This is a genomic window from Cytobacillus sp. FSL K6-0129, assembly GCF_038007625.1.
Classification (GTDB): Bacteria; Bacillota; Bacilli; order Bacillales; family Cytobacillaceae; genus Cytobacillus; species Cytobacillus kochii.
The window spans coordinates 4,568,456-4,587,638 of record NZ_JBBOXM010000001.1 but is presented as its reverse complement, the minus strand read 5'-3'; the positions used below and the strand labels follow the sequence as shown (position 1 = coordinate 4,587,638).

The following is a 19,183-nucleotide window of genomic DNA, read 5'->3' as shown; positions in this document are numbered from 1 at the left end:
TTATTTATGATTACGATATTGAATTTGATAAATATCATGCCTTCTATCTTTCAAATGTCTTACTGTACCGTCCTGTCTTTTCCTTCTTAATACCTCTAAGTCTACATCACCAATTTGCACCATTTCAATATTTGCATTCGTCTCCCCGACAATTCCATCCTTAGCAAACTCGAAATCTGAAGGTGAAAAAATCGCTGATTGTGCATATTGTATATCCATATTTTCTGTTTGTGGTAAATTCCCTACTGTACCTGATATTGCTGTATAAATTTGATTTTCAATTGCCCGAGCTTGTGCACAGTATCGAACACGTAAATAACCTTCTCTGTCCTCGGTACAAAAAGGAACGAATATAATTTTTGCTCCCAAATCAGTCGCAATTCGAGCTAATTCAGGGAATTCAATATCATAACAAATTTGAATCGCAATTTTTCCACAATCTGTATCAAAAACGCGGACAGCGTCACCTGGGGATATCCCCCACCATTTTCTTTCATTAGGAGTAATATGGAGTTTATATTGCTTTTCAATCGTACCATCACGTCTAAATAAATAGGCTATATTATAAATTTTATCCTCATCCTCTTTTACAAAATGAGATCCACCTATAATATTTATGTTATACCTAACAGCTAAATCAGTGAATAATTGAATATACTCTTCCGTATACTCAGTAAGCTTCCTTATGGCAAGACTCGGTACTTTCTCGTCCAGAAATGACATTAATTGCGTCGTAAATATCTCTGGAAAAACTGCGAAGTCCGCTTCTGCATCTGACGCAACATCTGTGAAATACTCGACTTGACTAGCGAAGTCTTCAAACGATTGAATTTGGCGCATCATATATTGTACGACACAAATTCTAACTGGATAACTTGTTTTATAAAATCTTTTCGTTGTCGATTTATAATCAACATTATTCCATTCCATTAACGTTGCGTATTTATTGGATTGCCTATCATCTGGCAAGTAATTAGGGTTTATCCTCATCAGTGTAAAACCATTTAATAATTGAAACGATAATACAGGGTCATATATTTTATGAAGTGATACTTCATTAACATATTCTCTCGGACTCATCTCTTTTGCATGCTTATGATAATTAGGGATTCGCCCTCCAATAATAATACTCTTTAGATTTAACTCCCGAGCTAGCTCCTTTCTTTGCTCGTAAAGACGGTGACCAATCTTCATTCTACGATACTCAGGATGAACCATTACTTCAATACCATACAGATTGTAGCCATCATCGTTATGGTTAGTTATATAACCGTCATCAGTGACATCAGCCCATGTATGGCGATCATCATATTCATCAAAATTAATAATTAAACTGGAACAAGAACCAATGATTTCACCATCATACTCTGCTACAAATTGTCCTTCCGAAAATATATTTAAATGGCTTTCAAGGTGATCTCTTTTCCATGGATCCATTCCTGGAAAACATACCTCTTGTAGCGCAATAATTTTGTCGATATCTTCTTCTTTCATATTTCTAATAATCATTTTTTTCTCAAATTTGCTTAAATCTAATTTTCTCATAAATACTCCCCTTATTTTCATTGAAACAAACGTTTGTTACTCTTATACCCCTATTTTCCCTTTTCTAATCTTAGGCAAATGGTCTCCCTATAGATTCATTTGTCAACACATAACTATGCTTGATTTGTGTTGATTTTATGACTTTTTATAGAATTTTCTCAAGCATCGTTTATTTTTACGTTAAAGAGACGTATAATTTGTTAAAATACGTTAGTATACATATTTTTCATTTCGCCTATAAAGCCTATAAATATGAAAAAAGGGAGAACGTTATGAAACCAACAGAAAAGAAGGATGCTAGGGAAAGTATACTGTTTACAGCATGGGCTGCCTCAGTCATTGCTGTTTTCGGCAGTTTATATTTTTCGGAAATTAGACAGTATGAGCCATGTGAATTATGCTGGTACCAAAGAATTCTTATGTATCCTCTAATTGTCATTTTAGGCATAGCAGTAGTTAAAAAAGACTTTCGAATCAGCTTTTATACGATGATTTTATCTGGAATTGGAGGACTCATCTCTATTTACCATTACGGTATTCAAAAGTTTTCTTTTTTAACTGAAAGCGCGCCAGCATGTGGCAGAGTTCCTTGTACGGGACAGTATATTAACTGGTTGGGCTTTATCACTATTCCATTTCTAGCATTGGTTGCATTTATTATTATTTTTATTTGTAGTGTCATGATATGGAAAAAAACAAAGGGGGAGAAGACCGAATGAAAAAAATTATCATATTCTTAGCAGTCATTATTATTCTTTTTGGTGGAGTTGCACTGTTAACAAAAATGCAGAACGATCAAAAAGTTTCAGGGGACAACCCTTACGGAACAACTGATTTAGAGCAAGAAACGATTGATCAGTTAGATGATCCTAATTATAGCAATATTGTGTTACCGGAGGATTTAGAAAGTCAATTAAGTGAAAGCGGCGAAGCTACAGTATACTTTTTTAGTCCGACATGCCCTCACTGCCAAAGAACAACTCCAATTGTTGCTCCTTTATCTGATGACTTAGGCGTTGACTTATTACAATACAACTTACTAGAATTCGATCAAGGTTGGAATGACTTTGGTATTTCAGAAACACCAACTATCGTGCATTATGAAGATGGAAAAGAAGTAGCTCGTATTACAGGATACCAAGAGGAAGCTGTATTTCAAGATTGGTTTGAGGAAAACGTAACAGAATAAAAACGGATTAAAATTAAAAAAACGACCAAATTTATTTTTGAACATTTGGTCGTTTTTTTGTATTTCCCTTTAATGATTCTTACTGTAAGTATGCTTGGTCTATATTTATTGGCTCTTTCGTTTGTTCAGGAAGGAAATGATGAAAGGAAAATGGAAAAGAGATATCAAAACGATTTAAAATCTCAGTATTTCTTTTAAATAACTCACAATGTTCTTTCTTCAACCCTGCATCTTCAAGAAGGTGCATTAAAGTTTGTAAACTAGCCAATACCGAGTAAGCATCTCCTAAAGTTTCCATACACTTCTCTGTCGGCTTTAAAATATTCATGTCACCAAATGCCTGTAATTCTTTTTCTGAAAAATAATGAGGTAAAACATGATGAAACATTTTATCGACCAATGCTTCAATTTGCTCCTCTTGTTCTGTTGTTGCCGCAAAAACTACTTTCACAAGTAACCCACCTTTGTTCACTAATACTTCATGATTACCAATAGAATAGCATAAACTACTTTTGCCTCTCGGTGGTAATTATCACCATGATTTTATATACTATTGATGCAATTATCGTTTTCTAAAAGAGAACTTAAATAATCCTTGTTAAATACACTTTCATCTATATGAATAAACACTATATGAAATGCTTAAAAGGAAGGAAGTAAATAATGGTAACAGTAAGTAAAAAAGGAGAATGGTTTGAATTAACCATTCCAAAAAAATGGGCTGGACAATCTGCAACGCAATTGTTTAGAGAGATTTGGGGCGCCCCTAAAAAGCTGACTCATCAAATGCGCATGGAACAATGCGTAAAAAAGAATAACAACCCTATTATATGGGAAAAGCCACTAATCCATGGAGATCGGTTACAATTCAAACTTTTAACGGATCATCAGGTAGAAAATCTTGAGAATGATGGTTTCTATACAGATGTAGATGTTAGGTACGAGGATGATCATTTAATCATTTTTAACAAACCTGCTGGGATGGAAACACACCCACACACCTTAGTCCAAAAAAATACCCTTTTAGATGCAGCCAAATATTATATGCAACTCCAGGGTGAATCTACTTACATCCGACATATTCACCGATTAGATAAGGAGACATCTGGTGTGATACTATTTGCCAAACATTCTTTAGCAGGTGCTATCCTTGATACAGAACTTGCACAAAGAACTATCAAGCGCACGTATATGGCTCTCGTCCATGGCCAACTTAAAAATAAACATGATAGTATTGAACTCCCCATCGGAAAGGATCGCCATCATTCCAATAAGCGGAGAGTCTCAACTACAGGGCAATATGCCAAAACGACCTATGACGTCCAAGCTTATGACAGCAAAAGAAATATTTCACTCATTACTTGTCAACTTGATACAGGCAGAACCCATCAAATTCGTGTCCATTTAAGTCATATCGGACATCCACTCGTTGGTGATCATTTATATGGAGGTAAGAACCTGCTAACAAGACAAGCATTGCATGCTTATAAACTCGAGTGGCAGCACCCCTTCACAAAAGAAAAACAGGAAATCACTTGTCCGGCACCAGCAGACTTCCGCTCATTATGTCCATAAAGGAAACAAAGTACAAGTCAATTATAAGCTCCTTTATGTATCTATTTACAATCGATAATAAAAACACAACACAATACAACGAGCAAATTCTGAAGTGAAAGTGCCCCCTTAAATAGCCATAAAAAAACTGTACCACCAATTGTTAGCTCATGTTTCTAACAATTGGAGTACAGTTCAAATTGTTCGTTTTACTTATTCAATCTGTCGATTTCCTCATGGACCTCATGATGAAACTTACGACAAAGGCAAGCACAATCGCACCAATGATCGCTGGAATTATAGCAAAATCTGCGATTACTGGCCCCCAGTCTCCTAAAATAAGAGTCCCTAACCAAGCACCGATGAAGCCAGCAATAATATTGCCTATAACTCCTCCTGGGATATCTCTACCTGCGATTAAACTCGCTACCCAACCGATAAGTCCACCTATAATTAATGACCATAAAAAGCTAAACAATGCTCTTCACTCCTTCATTACATCTATTTCATCTTCATTAGATGTACACTTAGGTTGTGAAAGCATTTAATAAATCATTCATTCACTTTTTTCCTAATATGGAAATATCAATTACAAATCGTCAGGATTTTTACCCATCCGTTTATTTTTATTATATTCGTCAATAACACTCATATCCTCGTCAGACAGAGCAAAATCAAATATAGCTTGATTTTCCTCTAGCCTCTTTAATTTCGTTGTTTTAGGTATAACAATTACTTGATTTTGTATATGCCAACGCAGAATAATTTGCGAGACTGTTTTATTATATTTTTCACTTAAGGTAACAAATTGTGGCTCCTTAGACAGTTCACCTCTTGCAATTGGCGCCCACGCCTCCACTTGAATGTTATTACTCCAGCAATACTCACGAAGTGGTTGTTGTGATAATTGCGGGTGCAATTCAACCTGATTTACCATTGGCATTATATTTGCGTCTTTTTTTATTTCTTCTAAGTGATGTTCGTGAAAATTACTAACGCCTATTGCCTTTACTAACCCTTCTTCATACAAATACTCAAGTGCTCGCCACGTATTCTTTATACTTTTTTGGCATGGGCCAATGAATTAAATATAAATCAATATAAGATAAATGTAATTTTTTCAAACTTTTCTTAAAGGCTGCAATCGTCTGCTCATATCCATGATCATCATTCCAAACCTTTGTCGTAATAAACAGCTCTTCTCTATGTATGCCACTTTGTTCTATTGCTCTGCCTACACCTTCTTCATTATCATAGAAGCTGGCAGTATCGATTAAGCGATAACCTAGTTGAATCGCATTCCTTACGACATTTTCCACTTCCTTACCTTCTTCTACTTTATATACTCCTAAACCAAATTGGGGCATCAAGACCCCATTTGCTAATTTTACATTAGGTATTTTTACCATCCCTCATCCTCCTCAAGTAAAAAGTCTGTTTTTTTATTTCCATAAAAATATAAACGATGAAGCGGTCGAGTCATTGCCACATATAACAACTGTATTTCTAAAGGAGCTTTTGAGGTAAATACTTCATCAATCGAAAAGATAAATACTACGTCAAACTCTAAACCTTTTGCTAAATAAGCCGGAACAATGACGACTGATTCTTTAGGAATTTGTCCATGTTCTCCTAGTAAATAAACCACCATATCGCCAGTTTTTTCAAATTGTTGATAAAGCTTCATACAATCGTTCATCGTTTTCCCAATTAATGCAAAAGTTTTAAACCCTTCTTCTTTTACTTTAAGTAATTTAGCCTCTAAGACATTTATATAGTGCTTGCCTTCGGGGGATGGGATAAACTGCGGATGCTCTCCATGTCTAACAACAGGCTTTACTTCAGGAAAGGTATACGGCAGTTTTTTTAATATATGATTAGCTGCTTCCATAATTTCTACAGTAGTCCGGTAACTCTTCTGTAATTCTGTATAAGTGGCTCGAGGGAAAATCTCAGCCTTTACGTCTTCCCAAGATGTAAGCCCTCTATAAGAGTGAATACCTTGTGCTAAGTCTCCCACTAATGTAAACATATCGGTATCAGCTGCTTTCTTAAGAGAAAGAAGTTCCATGAACGTATAATCTTGCGCCTCATCGATGACTATGTTTTTTACTTTCCACTCTTTTTCAATTCCAAACAAATGAACCTGCAAATACAATAATAAAGCTAAATCTTCTCTTTCATACATTCGCCTCTTAAACAAGTCTTGTTGATACCGTATAATATTTTCTGCTTCTACTTGTGTTAACTGATTATGTGAGCGTTTTACTAATTGCTGTGGATTTTGAAATAAATCTTTATAATAGGACCAAATATTCTTTTTAGGAAATTGCTTCATATATGTAGCTACCGATGTCTTTATTGCCGTTTTCATTTCATTCAACCTTGCTTCTTTCTTATCAAGGGCTTGTGATACATATTTTTTTCTCTTCACGGGATCTTTCGCTTGATATAATGCTCTTTCAATTTTGTCATCATAAAACATTTCAATTTTCTCAAGCATTTTCTTTTTTTTATGTTTTATTTCATTTTGTAATATCGAACGTAACTTATTTATTCTCTTATACAAAGGTAAATAATAAAAATCTTCTTCCAATAATTGCACAAATCTTGCACTTTTATATAATCGATACTTATCAACATAAAAATCAGTAGGCGGATGAAAAGTTAGAAATATTTCTTTCATATATTCATTCAGTATTGTTTGAAAAACTTTAGACCCCTTCAATTTTGATATTTGAAGCGCATGAACTGTTTCCTTTTGATGATTTTTCTCTAATAATTGAATTAACTTATCATCTTTTTTCAATTTTATATTTTCCTTTTGTAACGCTCCTATTACATAATCCTCGTACGTTTTTTGCTTAATATTCTCAACACCAAGCTCAGGTAGCGCTTCGGAAATATAATCAAGGAATAGATTACTTGGAGCAATAATCATCAATTGCTCAGGTTGAAAGTTTTCTTTGTATTGGAAGATAAAATAACTAATTCGGTGTAGAGCAATCGTCGTTTTACCACTTCCCGCACCGCCTTGAACGATGATAGGTTTATTCAAATCAGCTCTGATAACTTTATTTTGTTCCTCTTGTATAGTAGATACGATTTCTGTGAGGCGATTACTTGCACTTCCAGCTAGGGTTTCTTGTAACAATTGATCATTTGTTGTCAAATCAATATCACGAATCTCAGTTAGGAGGCCTCGCTCCATCATAAATTGTCTTTTTAATAAAAGCTCACCGTTAAAATTCTCTCCATTAGAGACATACGAAACATCCCCTAGTCTGCCTTCATAATAAAGATTTGCTATTGGTGAACGCCAATCGACAATTAATTGATCCTGATTTTCTCTTGAGTATAAAGACGTTTTCCCAATATAGATAACTTCTTCCGCCGGTTGATCATCTCTGGAAAAATCAATTCTTGCAAAATAAGGTTTGAGACGGGACTTTTTCAAACTTGATAGCTCTTCTTTTGACATATCAAAAAAGCGAGCATTCGTTAATAAGGACGAATAACCTAAGCTGGAATCGACGTCTTTAAAGGCTGCTTTCATATTGTCTTGAAAATTATCCTTCGATGTCTCTGCTGTTTTAATAACAGCTTCCATATATCTTTTTGTATATTCTAAGCGCTGGTTTTCTTCATTGTAATCGGGGTGTTGATGTACCGTTGTCATATCATTTACCTCCATTTTAATAATTAGCCGCTGATGGAGAGTAATCTGACGTTGTGTAAGTGAGAAGAAATATATATTATCAGAAAAATGCATAACAATCAAATAAATGCGCAGTACTTTTAAGACATTCCAATATGAATAGATATTAATTAAGTTAAGGAATAATGTAAAAGTAAAGAAAAACTTTATTAATTTTTTGTAAAGGCGAATACAACCAATTCATGAAAAATAGTATGGATTCCACTCACTCATACTCTTAGAAAGTTAGTAATAACAAGGGATATAAAGGTATTTAATTAAATAATAAGAAACATTACAATTAGATTACATTTGAACATAATTCGACATTTTTCTTCTAGACCCGAAAATTACGCTTTATACAATAAAATTTTTCGTTTAAAATAATAACGTTTGAAGGGTTTATTTTCCGAAAATTACTGGGGGTATTAATGATGGTTTTTAAAAAACAAGATAAATTCAATAAATTGTTAAGTGATATTGCAATCAACTTAAAAGAAGGAGCTATGTATTTCGCCGATTATAAGCTAAATAACATTAGTGACTTAAAAATTTTCTCAGAAAAAATGAAAGAATACGAAACAAAAGGCGACACACTTGTTCATGAAACAATTAAAGAATTAAACAATGCCTTCATTACACCAATTGAAAGAGAAGATATTCTTCATCTTGCAATGGCAATGGATGACGTATTAGATGGTTTTGAACAAACAGCAGATTTATTTGAAATGTACTCCATCATTAATGCTGATGAATATATGTTAAAGTTTGTAGAAGCTATTCAACAAAGTGCAGTAGAAATTGAAAAATCAGTTGAGCTATTATCCTCTAAAAAGTTGCTAAAAATACGAGATCATGCAATTAAAATCAAAGACCTAGAATCAAAATGCGACGGCGTATTACGCCAATCTATTAAACATCTTTTTTCTGTTGAAAAAGATCCAATTCGCATCATTCAGAAGAAAGAAATTTACGAAAACCTAGAGGAAATTGCTGACAGCTGCCAAACAGTTGCCAACGCATTCGAAACAATTATAATGAAAAACGCGTGAGGAGCAATAACTAATGGATGCAATTTTAATTATCACAGTATTAATCGTCATTTTTGCTTTAGTCTTTGACTTTATTAACGGATTTCACGATACAGCGAATGCTATTGCAACTTCAGTGTCAACGAAAGCTTTGAAACCTAGACATGCTATTATACTAGCTGCAACAATGAACTTTGTAGGTGCAATGACTTTTACAGGTGTTGCGAAAACGATTACGAAGGATATTGTCGATCCTTTCACCTTACAAAACGGCTCAATTGTCATTCTATCTGCCCTTATAGCAGCGATTTTCTGGAACCTTTTGACTTGGTATTTCGGCATACCAAGTTCATCCTCTCATGCTTTAATTGGTTCAATCGCAGGTGCTGCCATTGCGTCAGCTGGCTTTTCTGCATTAAACTATAGTGGATTTATCGGTATTATACAGGCACTCATTTTTTCACCACTGATTGCTTTTGCAGCCGGATTTATTATTTATAGCATTTTTAAAATTGTTTTTAGAAATAATAATTTAACAAAGACAAATAGAAATTTTAGAACGATACAAATATTCACCGCTGCATTGCAATCATATACCCATGGTACAAATGATGCACAAAAAGCGATGGGGATTATCACACTAGCGTTAATCTCCAATAACTATGTAACTTCAACGGACATTCCTTTTTGGGTCCAATTATCTTGTGCAATCGCGATGGGACTGGGTACATCTGTTGGTGGTTGGAAAATTATTAAAACAGTTGGCGGTAAAATCATGAAGATTCGCCCTGTTAACGGAGTAGCAGCAGACATTACGGGGGCAATGGTCATCTTTGGTGCAACCGCACTACATATGCCAGTTAGTACAACTCATGTTATTTCTTCATCTATCCTCGGTGTAGGCTCAGCCCATCGAGTAAAAGGAGTCAAATGGGGAACAGCACAACGTATGTTAATTACTTGGGTTATTACTTTGCCGATTTCAGCAACAATAGCTGGATTAACTTATTTGATTTTGAGTTCTTTCTTATAATGCAAACAAATCCTTAAGGGTTTATATCCTTTAAGGATTTTTTGTCTTCTTCTAATAAGAACACATATATAACAAATACTATAAAGAACTTGAAAATCTTCATAAAAACGAATACTATAGTCCATGTGACCTTTTTTCGTTCGTATTATTACACACGACCATGTATTTACAGCTTGGAGGATTCTAATGTTTAAGTTAAAAGAAAACAATTCTACAGCAAAAACAGAAATACTCGCCGGTTTTACAACTTTTTTAACAATGGCATACATTGTTGTTGTTAACCCAGTCATTCTTTCTGACGCTGGTGTCCCATTTGATCAAGTCTTTACTGCAACGATTATTGCAGCAGTTGTTGGTACACTTTGGATGGCCCTTTTTGCTAATTATCCAATTGCTATTGCTCCCGGTATGGGATTAAATGCTTATTTCGCCTATTCTGTTGTTGGTGGGGGCTTAGATTATGTAACAGCTTTTGCTGCCGTCTTCGTAGCCGGACTAATCTTTGTGATTTTATCTTTAACTGCTTTTCGTGAAAAATTAATTGAAGCCATTCCCGAAAACTTAAAAGCTGGAATTTCAGCTGGTATTGGTTTATTTATTGCATTTGTTGGACTGCGAATGTCCGGCATTATTACAAGTGATCCTAGCAATCTTGTTGCTCTAGGGGATTTAACAGCAACTTCGGCAATATTAACGCTAGTTGGTTTAGTCATCACACTCATTTTAATCGCACTAAATGTATCTGGAGCACTGTTTTTCGGCATGATTATAACAGGCTTAATCGCGTTCTTTACTGGGCAACTACAGTTTAGTGACGGGCTTACATCTTTACCTTCGCTTCCAGAAGGCATTTTAGTATTCAACCCCATTTCAGCTATTGGGGACGTCATCACTCATGGCCTTTATGCGGTTGTTTTCTCGTTTTTATTAGTAACAATATTTGATACAACCGGAACAATGATTGGTGTTGCCCAACAAGCTGGTTTAATGAAGGGGAATAAATTGCCACGTGCAAGACAGGCTTTATTATCTGATTCATTAGCCACATCTGTCGGTTCTATGTTCGGAACAAGCCCTACAACTGCTTTCATTGAATCTTCTAGTGGAGTTGCCGCCGGTGGACGAACCGGACTAACTTCTTTGACAGTAGGTATCCTTTTTATCGTTGCTGCATTCTTTAGTCCACTTGTCAGTGCGGTTTCAGGCATTGCTGCCATTACTTCGCCTGCACTCATAATTGTTGGTAGCTTAATGATGGGAAGCTTAGTTAAAGTTAAATGGGGTGAGTTTGATGAAGCTTTCCCAGCCTTTTTAATTATTTTGACGATGCCGCTCACTTCTAGTATTGCTACAGGTATTGCACTCGGGTTTATAACACATCCAATCTTAAAAATATTTAAAGGCAAAGGTAAACAAGTTCATCCACTCGTTTATATTTTCGCTGTATTATTTCTCATTCAATTGCTCTTTTTACCACATTAAAGTTGAATGATTAAAACATATATTAGCTAAATAAAAAATCCGAACACCTCACCAAATGCTAAAGCAATTTAAGCATCTGATTGATGAGTGTTCGGATTTTCTTTTTTACCAATATAGGATTGAATGAGTTAGACTTCTACCTCTTCAATTTTATTATGTGGGTTATTATAAACTTCTTGGTCGATATCTTTCGTAATTTTACTCGTTAATATACCCGAAGTCATAGAACCACTTACATTTACCGCTGTTCTTCCCATATCAATTAACGGTTCAATTGAAATCAATAAGCCCGCAAGCGCGATAGGTAAATCTAAAGCTGAAAGGACGAGAATGGCTGCAAAAGTAGCTCCTCCACCTACTCCCGCAACGCCAAATGAGCTGATAACAACTATAACGATAACAGAAAGTAGAAAACTTGGTTGTAATGGATTAATCCCGACCGTAGGTGCAATCATAACAGCTAACATAGCCGGATAAATACCCGCACAACCATTTTGTCCAATCGAGAGACCAAATGAGCCAGCGAAATTGGCTATTCCATCTGACACCCCTAATGATTTTTGCGTCTTAATATTTAAAGGTAATGCCCCAGCACTTGTTCTTGACGTAAAGGCAAACGCAAGCACTGGAAAAGCTTTTCTTAAGTATTGTAGTGGACTTAATCCGACAAATAGTAATAATAACAAATGAATTAGCATCATAACCGCTAACGCTACATATGAAGCAATGACAAATTTTCCTAAATTATAGATTGCAGAGAAATCACTTAATGCAACTGTCTTTGTCATAATAGCTAGCACGCCATAAGGAGTTAATCTAAGGATTAGTGTAACCACACGCATAATAATGCTATAAAAGGCATCGACAATTTTTGCAAATACCTCTGCTTGCTCAGGTGTTTTTCTTCTTACGCCCAAGTAGGCAATACCTAAGATTGCTGCAAATATAACGACCGATATCGTTGAAGTCGCTCTCGCTCCTGTTAAGTCAAGAAAAGGGTTTGCAGGAAGTAACTCTAAAATTTGTTGAGGCAATGTTTGAGCTGCTAGTGATTGAGATGTTTCTTCCATTTGTGTCCCTCTACTGATTTCTGCATCTCCCTCTTCAATTTGGATGGCTTCTAAATTAAAGACAGTCGCCGAACCAATACCTACAATAGCAGCCAAAGCTGTAGTCCCAAGTAGTATTCCGATAATTAATACACTAATTTTACCAATATTACTTGAGAGGCTCAATCTTGTAAACGCTCCTAAAATGGAAATAAACACAAGTGGCATAACAATCATTTGTAAGAATTTAACATAACCCCCACCAACTAGTTGAAACCAATCTGTTGACCTTGCCAATACTTCTGAAGTTGGTCCATAAATCAGTTGCAATGCTAAACCAAACAATATACCTATTCCCAATGCCGTAAAGACTCTTTTAGAAAATGAAATATGTTTACGTTGCATAATAAATAATAAACTAATAAAACCAATCATTAATGCTAAGTTAATAATAAACCATACATTATCCATCATTACCCCTCCTAATATCTTACTTTTGCACAATTTCATATGATAATACGATTATTCCTATACGTCAAGTATGAATTCAGATTTAATTATCCTTTATGGTATATGCTTTTTTCATGAATATATACCAATCTATCTATTGGCCTTCTCTTATTTAACATTTTCAACTGTTTACATATTTTTTTATTCCCCTTTGAAAGGCAAAAAGCTGCAGCATCGCTTAAAATAAGCTAACGATGCTACAGCTAAAATCAAAACTCTTATTACTTATAAGCTTCTTACCTTCTCGCTGCAAGCTTTCATAGCAGTGAGAACAGATGAACGAAATCCTGTTTCTTCTAACTTGCTGACCGCATCAATAGTCGCACCTCCAGGGGTACAAACCTCATCTTTTAACACTCCAGGATGTTTACCAGATTCAAGCACCATCTTTGCTGCACCTAATACTGCCTGAGCACCTAGCTTATAAGCAGTGTCTCTTGGTATACCGTCCTTTACTGCTCCATCGGCCAGTGCTTCTATAAATAAAAACACATATGCAGGAGAAGAACCGCTAATTGCTGGAATGCCGTCCATTAATGACTCGTCAACTACTTCCACTTTCCCGATAGCAGAAAAGATGCGTATTACTTTATTTAATTTCTCTTCATTAATATACTGGTTGCTACTTAGCACACTCATTCCCTCACCAACCAGTGAAGGTGTATTTGGCATTGTACGTACTGCCATTACATTTCGCTCAAAGTACTCTTCGATATCATTTAGAGTAATGCCAGCAGCAATTGTTACGATAATGCTATGTTCATTTACTACTTCTTTTATTTCATCAATTACTTCCTTATGATCCTTAGGAGGAACCGCTAAAAAGATCACTTCGGCGTTTCTTGCCACTTCTTTATTGGAGTGGGTTGTATGAATCGCATACTTTGCTTCTACCTTATGTAGTGTTTCTTTCGTTCTTGCACTTGAAATAATTTCATGATGACTGACTAAACCGTTTTTTAATATACCTCCAATAATCGCTTGTGCCATTTTTCCACAACCGATAAACCCTATCTTTTTTTCCATTATTATCACTCACCTTTTCCATGCTCTGGTTCATTTTAACATGAACACAGCTGTATTCAAAAAAGTGTTTAATCTACTTCTTTAAGACAAACGTAGAACAAATGATACTATATTTGCTACAAGCTTACCTTATTCATTAGATGAACTTCATCAAAAAAAATAACCCAAAGCATCAATGCTTTGGGTTATTTTTTAATTAATTATCTTGAACATCTTTTCGATTCTTTTTAAACATTTTTGATAATACTTCATACACAATAGGAACAACAACTAGAGTTAATAAGGTCGAACTTGCAAGACCCCCGATAACTGTGATACCTAATCCTTTAGAGATTAAGCCTCCACCGCCTGAACCAAATAATAATGGAACCAGCGCACCCATTGTAGCAATAGCTGTCATTAGTATCGGACGAAGACGAGTGGCACCCGCTTCTAGAATAGCGTCTCTCATCGTCATACCGTTTCTTTCCATATGAATAATCCGGTCAACCAATACAATAGCGTTCGTAACAACGATACCGATTAACATGAGTAGACCCATCATAACCGTAACAGAGATTGTTTCCCCTGCAATGTATAATCCGACAAATGAGCCAATTACTGCAAACGGTAGTGAGAACAGAATGGCAAACGGTGCAACACCCTCACCAAATGTAACAACTAAGATGAAATATACAATCGCAATAGCGGCAAGCATTGCTAAACCTAATTGCGTAAACGTTTCATTCATATCTGCAGTTACACCAGCAACATCAAGAGTTACCCCTTGTGCCAAGTCTAAATCATCGATACCTTTATCCAGCTCACTCGTAACTTTGGATAAATTATCTGAAGTTACTGTTGCAGAAACTGTTGCATAGTACTCACCTTTACTACGAGACAATGTATTTAATGTTGTTCCTTCTTCTACATTAACAAGCTCAGATAATGGCATTTCTTGGCCTGTCGCAGTCGGAACCTCTGTATCTAATAACTCATCAATTGATTTCGCAGGCTCAGCAGCTTCGGTTTGAATAATGACATCTATTTCATTACCATCACTTTGAACAGTTGTCAGCACTTCACTATTACCTTTATCGTTTAACGCCATAACGATTTGACCTGTCGTTAAGCCATACTGCATGACATCTGCTTGCTCAACTTTTAAGATATGTTCTACATAAGCGTCTTCTGCCGTAGATGAAATATCATCTAAGTTATCAGTATCATGCATGACATCTTCCACTTGTGTCACGGCATCATTTAGTTTATCTAAATTCTCACTATACAATGTATAGCTTACTTCACTAGTATTCGCACCCATTGAAGAAAAGTCCTGAGATTTCCACTCACCAGATTGTTCTATATTAAATACATATTCTTCAATTTCTTCTCTTACCTCTGGGAAGTTCTTCATATCTGGATCAAAAATTAGATACATAAGAGCCCCACTAGCGCCCCCACCCATCATCATAGCAGCAGGATCTACATTGTCTGGGTCATTAATGGACAATTGTAGTATATCAATATCATCGCGTTTTAATAACTCTTCTTCTACTTCAGAAATATTCTCTTCTGTTATATCCATCTTTTCGCCGGTTTCAGGTGTATATGTTAAATACATTACCTTCTCTTCTTCACTTCCAAGGAAGCTAAAACCGATTAATGGAGTCAATGCTAATGATCCAGCTAATAAAAGAATAGCGATAGCTGACGTAATAATTTTATGGTTTAACGCTTTACTTAGAATGCCTTTATACCATAAAGCAAGTTTACCTACTTCTTTATGATTGCTCTCCTCTTTCTTACCGTAAAGTTTTTTCTTGAATAAGAAATGAGATAGGGCTGGGACAATTGTAATCGCAACAATTAATGAAGCACCCAATGCAAATGTCATCGTTAAAGCAAACGGAACAAATAGCTCACCAACCATTCCACCTACGAAAATTAACGGCGCAAAAACGGCCACAGTTACTAATGTAGATGAAAGAATCGGCTTAAACATTTCAATAGTCGCTTCCCTTACTAAAGCACGACCATTTAATTTTTCCTCTTTCAAATGTAAGCGACGATAAATATTTTCAACAACAACAATCGAGTCATCGATTACACGACCAATTGCTACTGTAACCGCTCCAAGAGTCATAATATTTAACGTAATATCCAACCAATTAAGGACTAAAAATGCCATAAAAATCGACACCGGAATGGAAACAATGGATATAATCGTTGACTTAAAGTCTCTTAAAAAGAGTAGAATAATTAATACAGCAATTAAACCACCAAAAAGTGCTTTTTCGACCATTGTGCTAACAGACTTTTCAATCGGTTCACCCTGGTCTAAAGAAATATCAATGGCAAGGCCATCATACTTTTCTGTTTCTTCTTCAACATAGTCTTTTACACGATTAACTACATCTACTGTGTTATCCTGTTGTCCTTTTACAATTTGGATCGCAATCGCATTTTCTCCATTTGTACGAGAAACAGACTCTACTTTACCTACTTGTTCAATTTGAGCAAGTTCACTTAGCTCAACAAACGGTTGTGGGTGGTCGGCAGTTGGCGTTACTGGGATCATCATTTCTTTCAACTCATCAACAGTTGTTACTTTCCCATCTACCGAAACAGCTTCTTCAGCTTCTTCAAAATCAAATAGCCCTAAAGATAATGCCATATCACTTGCTTGAATCAGTTCTTTTACATCATCTTGATTCAATTCAAACTTGGCTAGCTCTTCTTCATCCCAAGTAAATTCAACTTGTTCAATATGTTGACCAGTCATTGTTGCAGATGCTACTCCTTCAATCTTTTCAATATCAGGCAAGATCACATCTTCAACTAATTCAGTCAGTCCAACTATATCTTCTTCTGTACTACTAATTGAAAGTGCAACTACTGGCATCATATTCATGCTGATAGATGTCACAGTCGGCTCTTCCACATCTTCAGGAAGATTTAGATTAGCAATCGCTCTTTCTAGTTCAACCTTTTTATCATCCATATCAACGCCATATTTATATTCTACTTGAATACTTCCTACATTCGCACTTGAATTAGAATAAACAGCATTGACATCATCTAGCCCTTCAACTGCCTGTTCAATTGGCACTGAAACCTCTTCCATCACTTGCTCAGGTGTGGCACCAGGATAAACACCATTTACCATTAAAAATGGAATAGAGATATCCGGGATTGTTTCAGTTTTCATCTGTGTAGTTGAGTAAACACCTGAAACTGTAATAATTATGGTTAATAACCACACAGCGAGCTTATTCTTTAAAACGAAATTGACTATGCCCTTCACATTGACACCTCTTTTTTTATTAATTCGATTTTCCTTTACCCGATAACCATTATGTATATAGTAGAAATCAGCGTAAATGAAGTCTTACATATAGGAATACTCACTATCATACCCAAAAAAAATCGTTACTGGTTCTATAGAATCTATTTTGTTTGTTTTCTTGACGCCAATCTCGGGTATCCTATAGAATATGACTAGTGGGTCACATCACCAATAAATATAACTGACCGGTCAGTCAAGTGTCAATTATATTATTGTGAAGTTTTTGTTAACACGGAGATTCTTCTTCGGTTAAGGAGTTGTTACAGATGAAAGAAAAAGAAAAAATAATTATTGAAGCTGCGATTAAATTGTTCGCTAAAAAAGGATATACTGCCACATCTGTACAAGATATCGCCACTGATAGCGGCATTTCCAAAGGTGCGTTTTATTTATATTTTAAATCAAAAGAAAAATTGTTAGAGTCCTTATTAATATATTATTTTGATCAATTAACTGAAGAAATCATGCAGTGGGACAATAAGAACCTCACAGCCAGAGAAAAATTCAAGGCACAAATCAATACAACCATTGATATGTTAATCCAACATAAGGATTTTATTATTACTCAAACAAGAGAACAAACCATACCTATTAATGAATCAATTAAAGAATTATTATTCACAAAGCAAATTGAAATGAATGAATTTTACCGCAAAAGTTTATCTTCTATATATGGAGAAGAAATGACTCCTTATTTATGGGATTTATCTCAACTCCTTGATGGTCTTTTTCATTCATACGTAAAAATATTAATCATTGACAAAGAAATATTTAAGCCTGAGCATGTGACTGATTATTTATTAAATAGAATGGACTCTTTAGCAGAAGGTCTAAAAAAAGAAGAACCTTTGATCACTGAAGCTAAGATGAACCGTTTCCTGCATAATTTTAATATATGTTTACCAAATACTAGTCCATCGACTACCATCGCAGATATTAGAAAACAAATACAAGCATGCGACGATAAGGAAACATTAGAGGTCTCCCTCGATATGATAGAAGAAGAAACCCAAAGGGAATATCCCAGACTTCCAGTCATTAAAGGAATGATTACAAACTTTAATCAATATCCTCATTTAAAGAAGCAATTGAATGATTTATTACAAATATAGAATGAGAGAAATTTGTCGATAAAAAGACCAACCTTTTTACTGGACATTTTCACTTTTAACGTTTATTTTACTATAAACAGGTAATATAAAGAGATATAGTGTAAATGAAGTAGAAGACTTCTGTACTTATAATTTATAAGAATGGATGGTGGAGAATATGGCAAATAACAAAGTTACGAATATCAGAAAGAATGAAAAGAAAGATGTAAGTATCGGAACAAGCGTGTCTTTAAATGGTCTCGTTACAGCTGTCTTTGATAATATGGTTCACGTACAGATCGGAGCCAAAATTGTCACTGTCAATATAAAGGATTTATATTCAGAAATCAATCAAACGTTACTTCCAAACCAATCAGTAAAAACACCATCGCAATCCGTCTAAAAACTGGTGAGAAATCTTATTAAAGATTATATTTCCTAGGATAGTTAGTCTATAAATAAAGGCTAGTTATCCTTTTTTATTTAGATAATCAACGATACATTTATGAAATAAAACAGTTCGTTGTTGATGATTTAAAAGTTTACAGAAAAAATTTTTCCTTCATCCTTTGCTTATTAACACTAGTTATTTTCATTTTTTAACGGTATGGCCTTTCCACATAAGAATATTCATTCTATTATTTTATT

15 protein-coding genes and 1 pseudogene are annotated in these 19,183 nt (G+C 35.1%); 8 read left to right on the top strand and 8 right to left on the bottom strand.

The features are described from left to right. The gene (locus MHI57_RS23135) at positions 1–1,545 is read right to left on the bottom strand and encodes a bifunctional GNAT family N-acetyltransferase/carbon-nitrogen hydrolase family protein (RefSeq protein WP_095369955.1); all 1,545 of its coding nucleotides are present in this window, start codon (positions 1,543–1,545) and stop codon (positions 1–3) included. A gap of 272 nt (positions 1,546–1,817) precedes the next feature. Here MHI57_RS23135 and MHI57_RS23130 point away from each other — a divergent pair, with 272 nt between their 5' ends. After that, positions 1,818–2,264, top strand: a complete 447-nt coding sequence (locus MHI57_RS23130; RefSeq protein WP_095369956.1) for a disulfide oxidoreductase — start codon at positions 1,818–1,820, stop codon at positions 2,262–2,264. Next, a complete protein-coding gene (locus tag MHI57_RS23125) occupies positions 2,261–2,734 on the top strand; it encodes a thioredoxin family protein (protein WP_095369957.1) in 474 nt (157 codons plus the stop codon). The genes MHI57_RS23130 and MHI57_RS23125 overlap by 4 nt, the downstream gene beginning before the upstream one ends. Positions 2,735–2,813: 79 nt before the next feature. Here MHI57_RS23125 and MHI57_RS23120 read toward each other — a convergent pair whose 3' ends face one another. After that, positions 2,814–3,185 (bottom strand): DUF5365 family protein, encoded by a 372-nt coding sequence (locus tag MHI57_RS23120; protein ID WP_095369958.1) that lies wholly within the window; start codon positions 3,183–3,185, stop codon positions 2,814–2,816. Positions 3,186–3,397: 212 nt separating this feature from the next. Here MHI57_RS23120 and MHI57_RS23115 point away from each other — a divergent pair, with 212 nt between their 5' ends. After that, complete coding sequence (locus MHI57_RS23115; protein ID WP_095369959.1) at positions 3,398–4,309, top strand: RluA family pseudouridine synthase; 912 nt, start codon at positions 3,398–3,400, stop codon at positions 4,307–4,309. Positions 4,310–4,505: 196 nt separating this feature from the next. Here MHI57_RS23115 and MHI57_RS23110 read toward each other — a convergent pair whose 3' ends face one another. The 3 genes and pseudogenes from MHI57_RS23110 to MHI57_RS23100 form a co-directional block, all read right to left on the bottom strand. Then, on the bottom strand, positions 4,506–4,766 hold the full coding sequence (locus tag MHI57_RS23110) for a GlsB/YeaQ/YmgE family stress response membrane protein (RefSeq protein WP_095369960.1): 261 nt from the start codon (positions 4,764–4,766) through the stop codon (positions 4,506–4,508). 111 nt (positions 4,767–4,877) lie between these two features. Then, a pseudogene (locus tag MHI57_RS23105) lies at positions 4,878–5,655 on the bottom strand (aldo/keto reductase). Between the two features lie 35 nt (positions 5,656–5,690). Further along, the gene (locus MHI57_RS23100) at positions 5,691–7,967 is read right to left on the bottom strand and encodes a HelD family protein (RefSeq protein WP_095369962.1); all 2,277 of its coding nucleotides are present in this window, start codon (positions 7,965–7,967) and stop codon (positions 5,691–5,693) included. Positions 7,968–8,419: 452 nt separating this feature from the next. Between MHI57_RS23100 and MHI57_RS23095 the strand changes: the two genes are divergently transcribed. From MHI57_RS23095 to MHI57_RS23085, 3 genes are all read left to right on the top strand, one after another. Then, positions 8,420–9,037 carry a DUF47 domain-containing protein gene (locus MHI57_RS23095; RefSeq protein WP_095369963.1) on the top strand — a complete coding sequence of 206 codons (618 nt, stop codon included), beginning with the start codon at positions 8,420–8,422 and terminating at the stop codon, positions 9,035–9,037. Positions 9,038–9,050: 13 nt separating this feature from the next. Continuing rightward, positions 9,051–10,049: an inorganic phosphate transporter gene (locus tag MHI57_RS23090; protein WP_095369964.1), complete on the top strand. Its 999-nt coding sequence runs from the start codon at positions 9,051–9,053 to the stop codon at positions 10,047–10,049. Between the two features lie 186 nt (positions 10,050–10,235). Continuing rightward, positions 10,236–11,531, top strand: a complete 1,296-nt coding sequence (locus MHI57_RS23085; RefSeq protein ID WP_095369965.1) for an NCS2 family permease — start codon at positions 10,236–10,238, stop codon at positions 11,529–11,531. Positions 11,532–11,659: 128 nt separating this feature from the next. Here MHI57_RS23085 and MHI57_RS23080 read toward each other — a convergent pair whose 3' ends face one another. The 3 genes from MHI57_RS23080 to MHI57_RS23070 all read right to left on the bottom strand — a co-directional run bounded on the left by MHI57_RS23080 (position 11,660) and on the right by MHI57_RS23070 (position 17,402). Then, positions 11,660–13,051: an L-cystine transporter gene (locus MHI57_RS23080; RefSeq protein WP_307318291.1), complete on the bottom strand. Its 1,392-nt coding sequence runs from the start codon at positions 13,049–13,051 to the stop codon at positions 11,660–11,662. 264 nt (positions 13,052–13,315) lie between these two features. Continuing rightward, complete coding sequence (proC, locus tag MHI57_RS23075) at positions 13,316–14,116, bottom strand: pyrroline-5-carboxylate reductase (RefSeq protein WP_307318289.1); 801 nt, start codon at positions 14,114–14,116, stop codon at positions 13,316–13,318. Between the two features lie 196 nt (positions 14,117–14,312). Next, a complete protein-coding gene (locus tag MHI57_RS23070) occupies positions 14,313–17,402 on the bottom strand; it encodes an efflux RND transporter permease subunit (protein WP_307318288.1) in 3,090 nt (1,029 codons plus the stop codon). A gap of 308 nt (positions 17,403–17,710) precedes the next feature. On the opposite strand from MHI57_RS23070, the gene MHI57_RS23065 reads away from it, so the two are divergent. Continuing rightward, a complete protein-coding gene (locus tag MHI57_RS23065) occupies positions 17,711–18,556 on the top strand; it encodes a TetR/AcrR family transcriptional regulator (RefSeq protein WP_340978328.1) in 846 nt (281 codons plus the stop codon). A gap of 157 nt (positions 18,557–18,713) precedes the next feature. Beyond that, on the top strand, positions 18,714–18,938 hold the full coding sequence (locus MHI57_RS23060) for a hypothetical protein (RefSeq protein ID WP_095369970.1): 225 nt from the start codon (positions 18,714–18,716) through the stop codon (positions 18,936–18,938). The last annotated feature ends 245 nt before the right edge of the window (positions 18,939–19,183 follow it).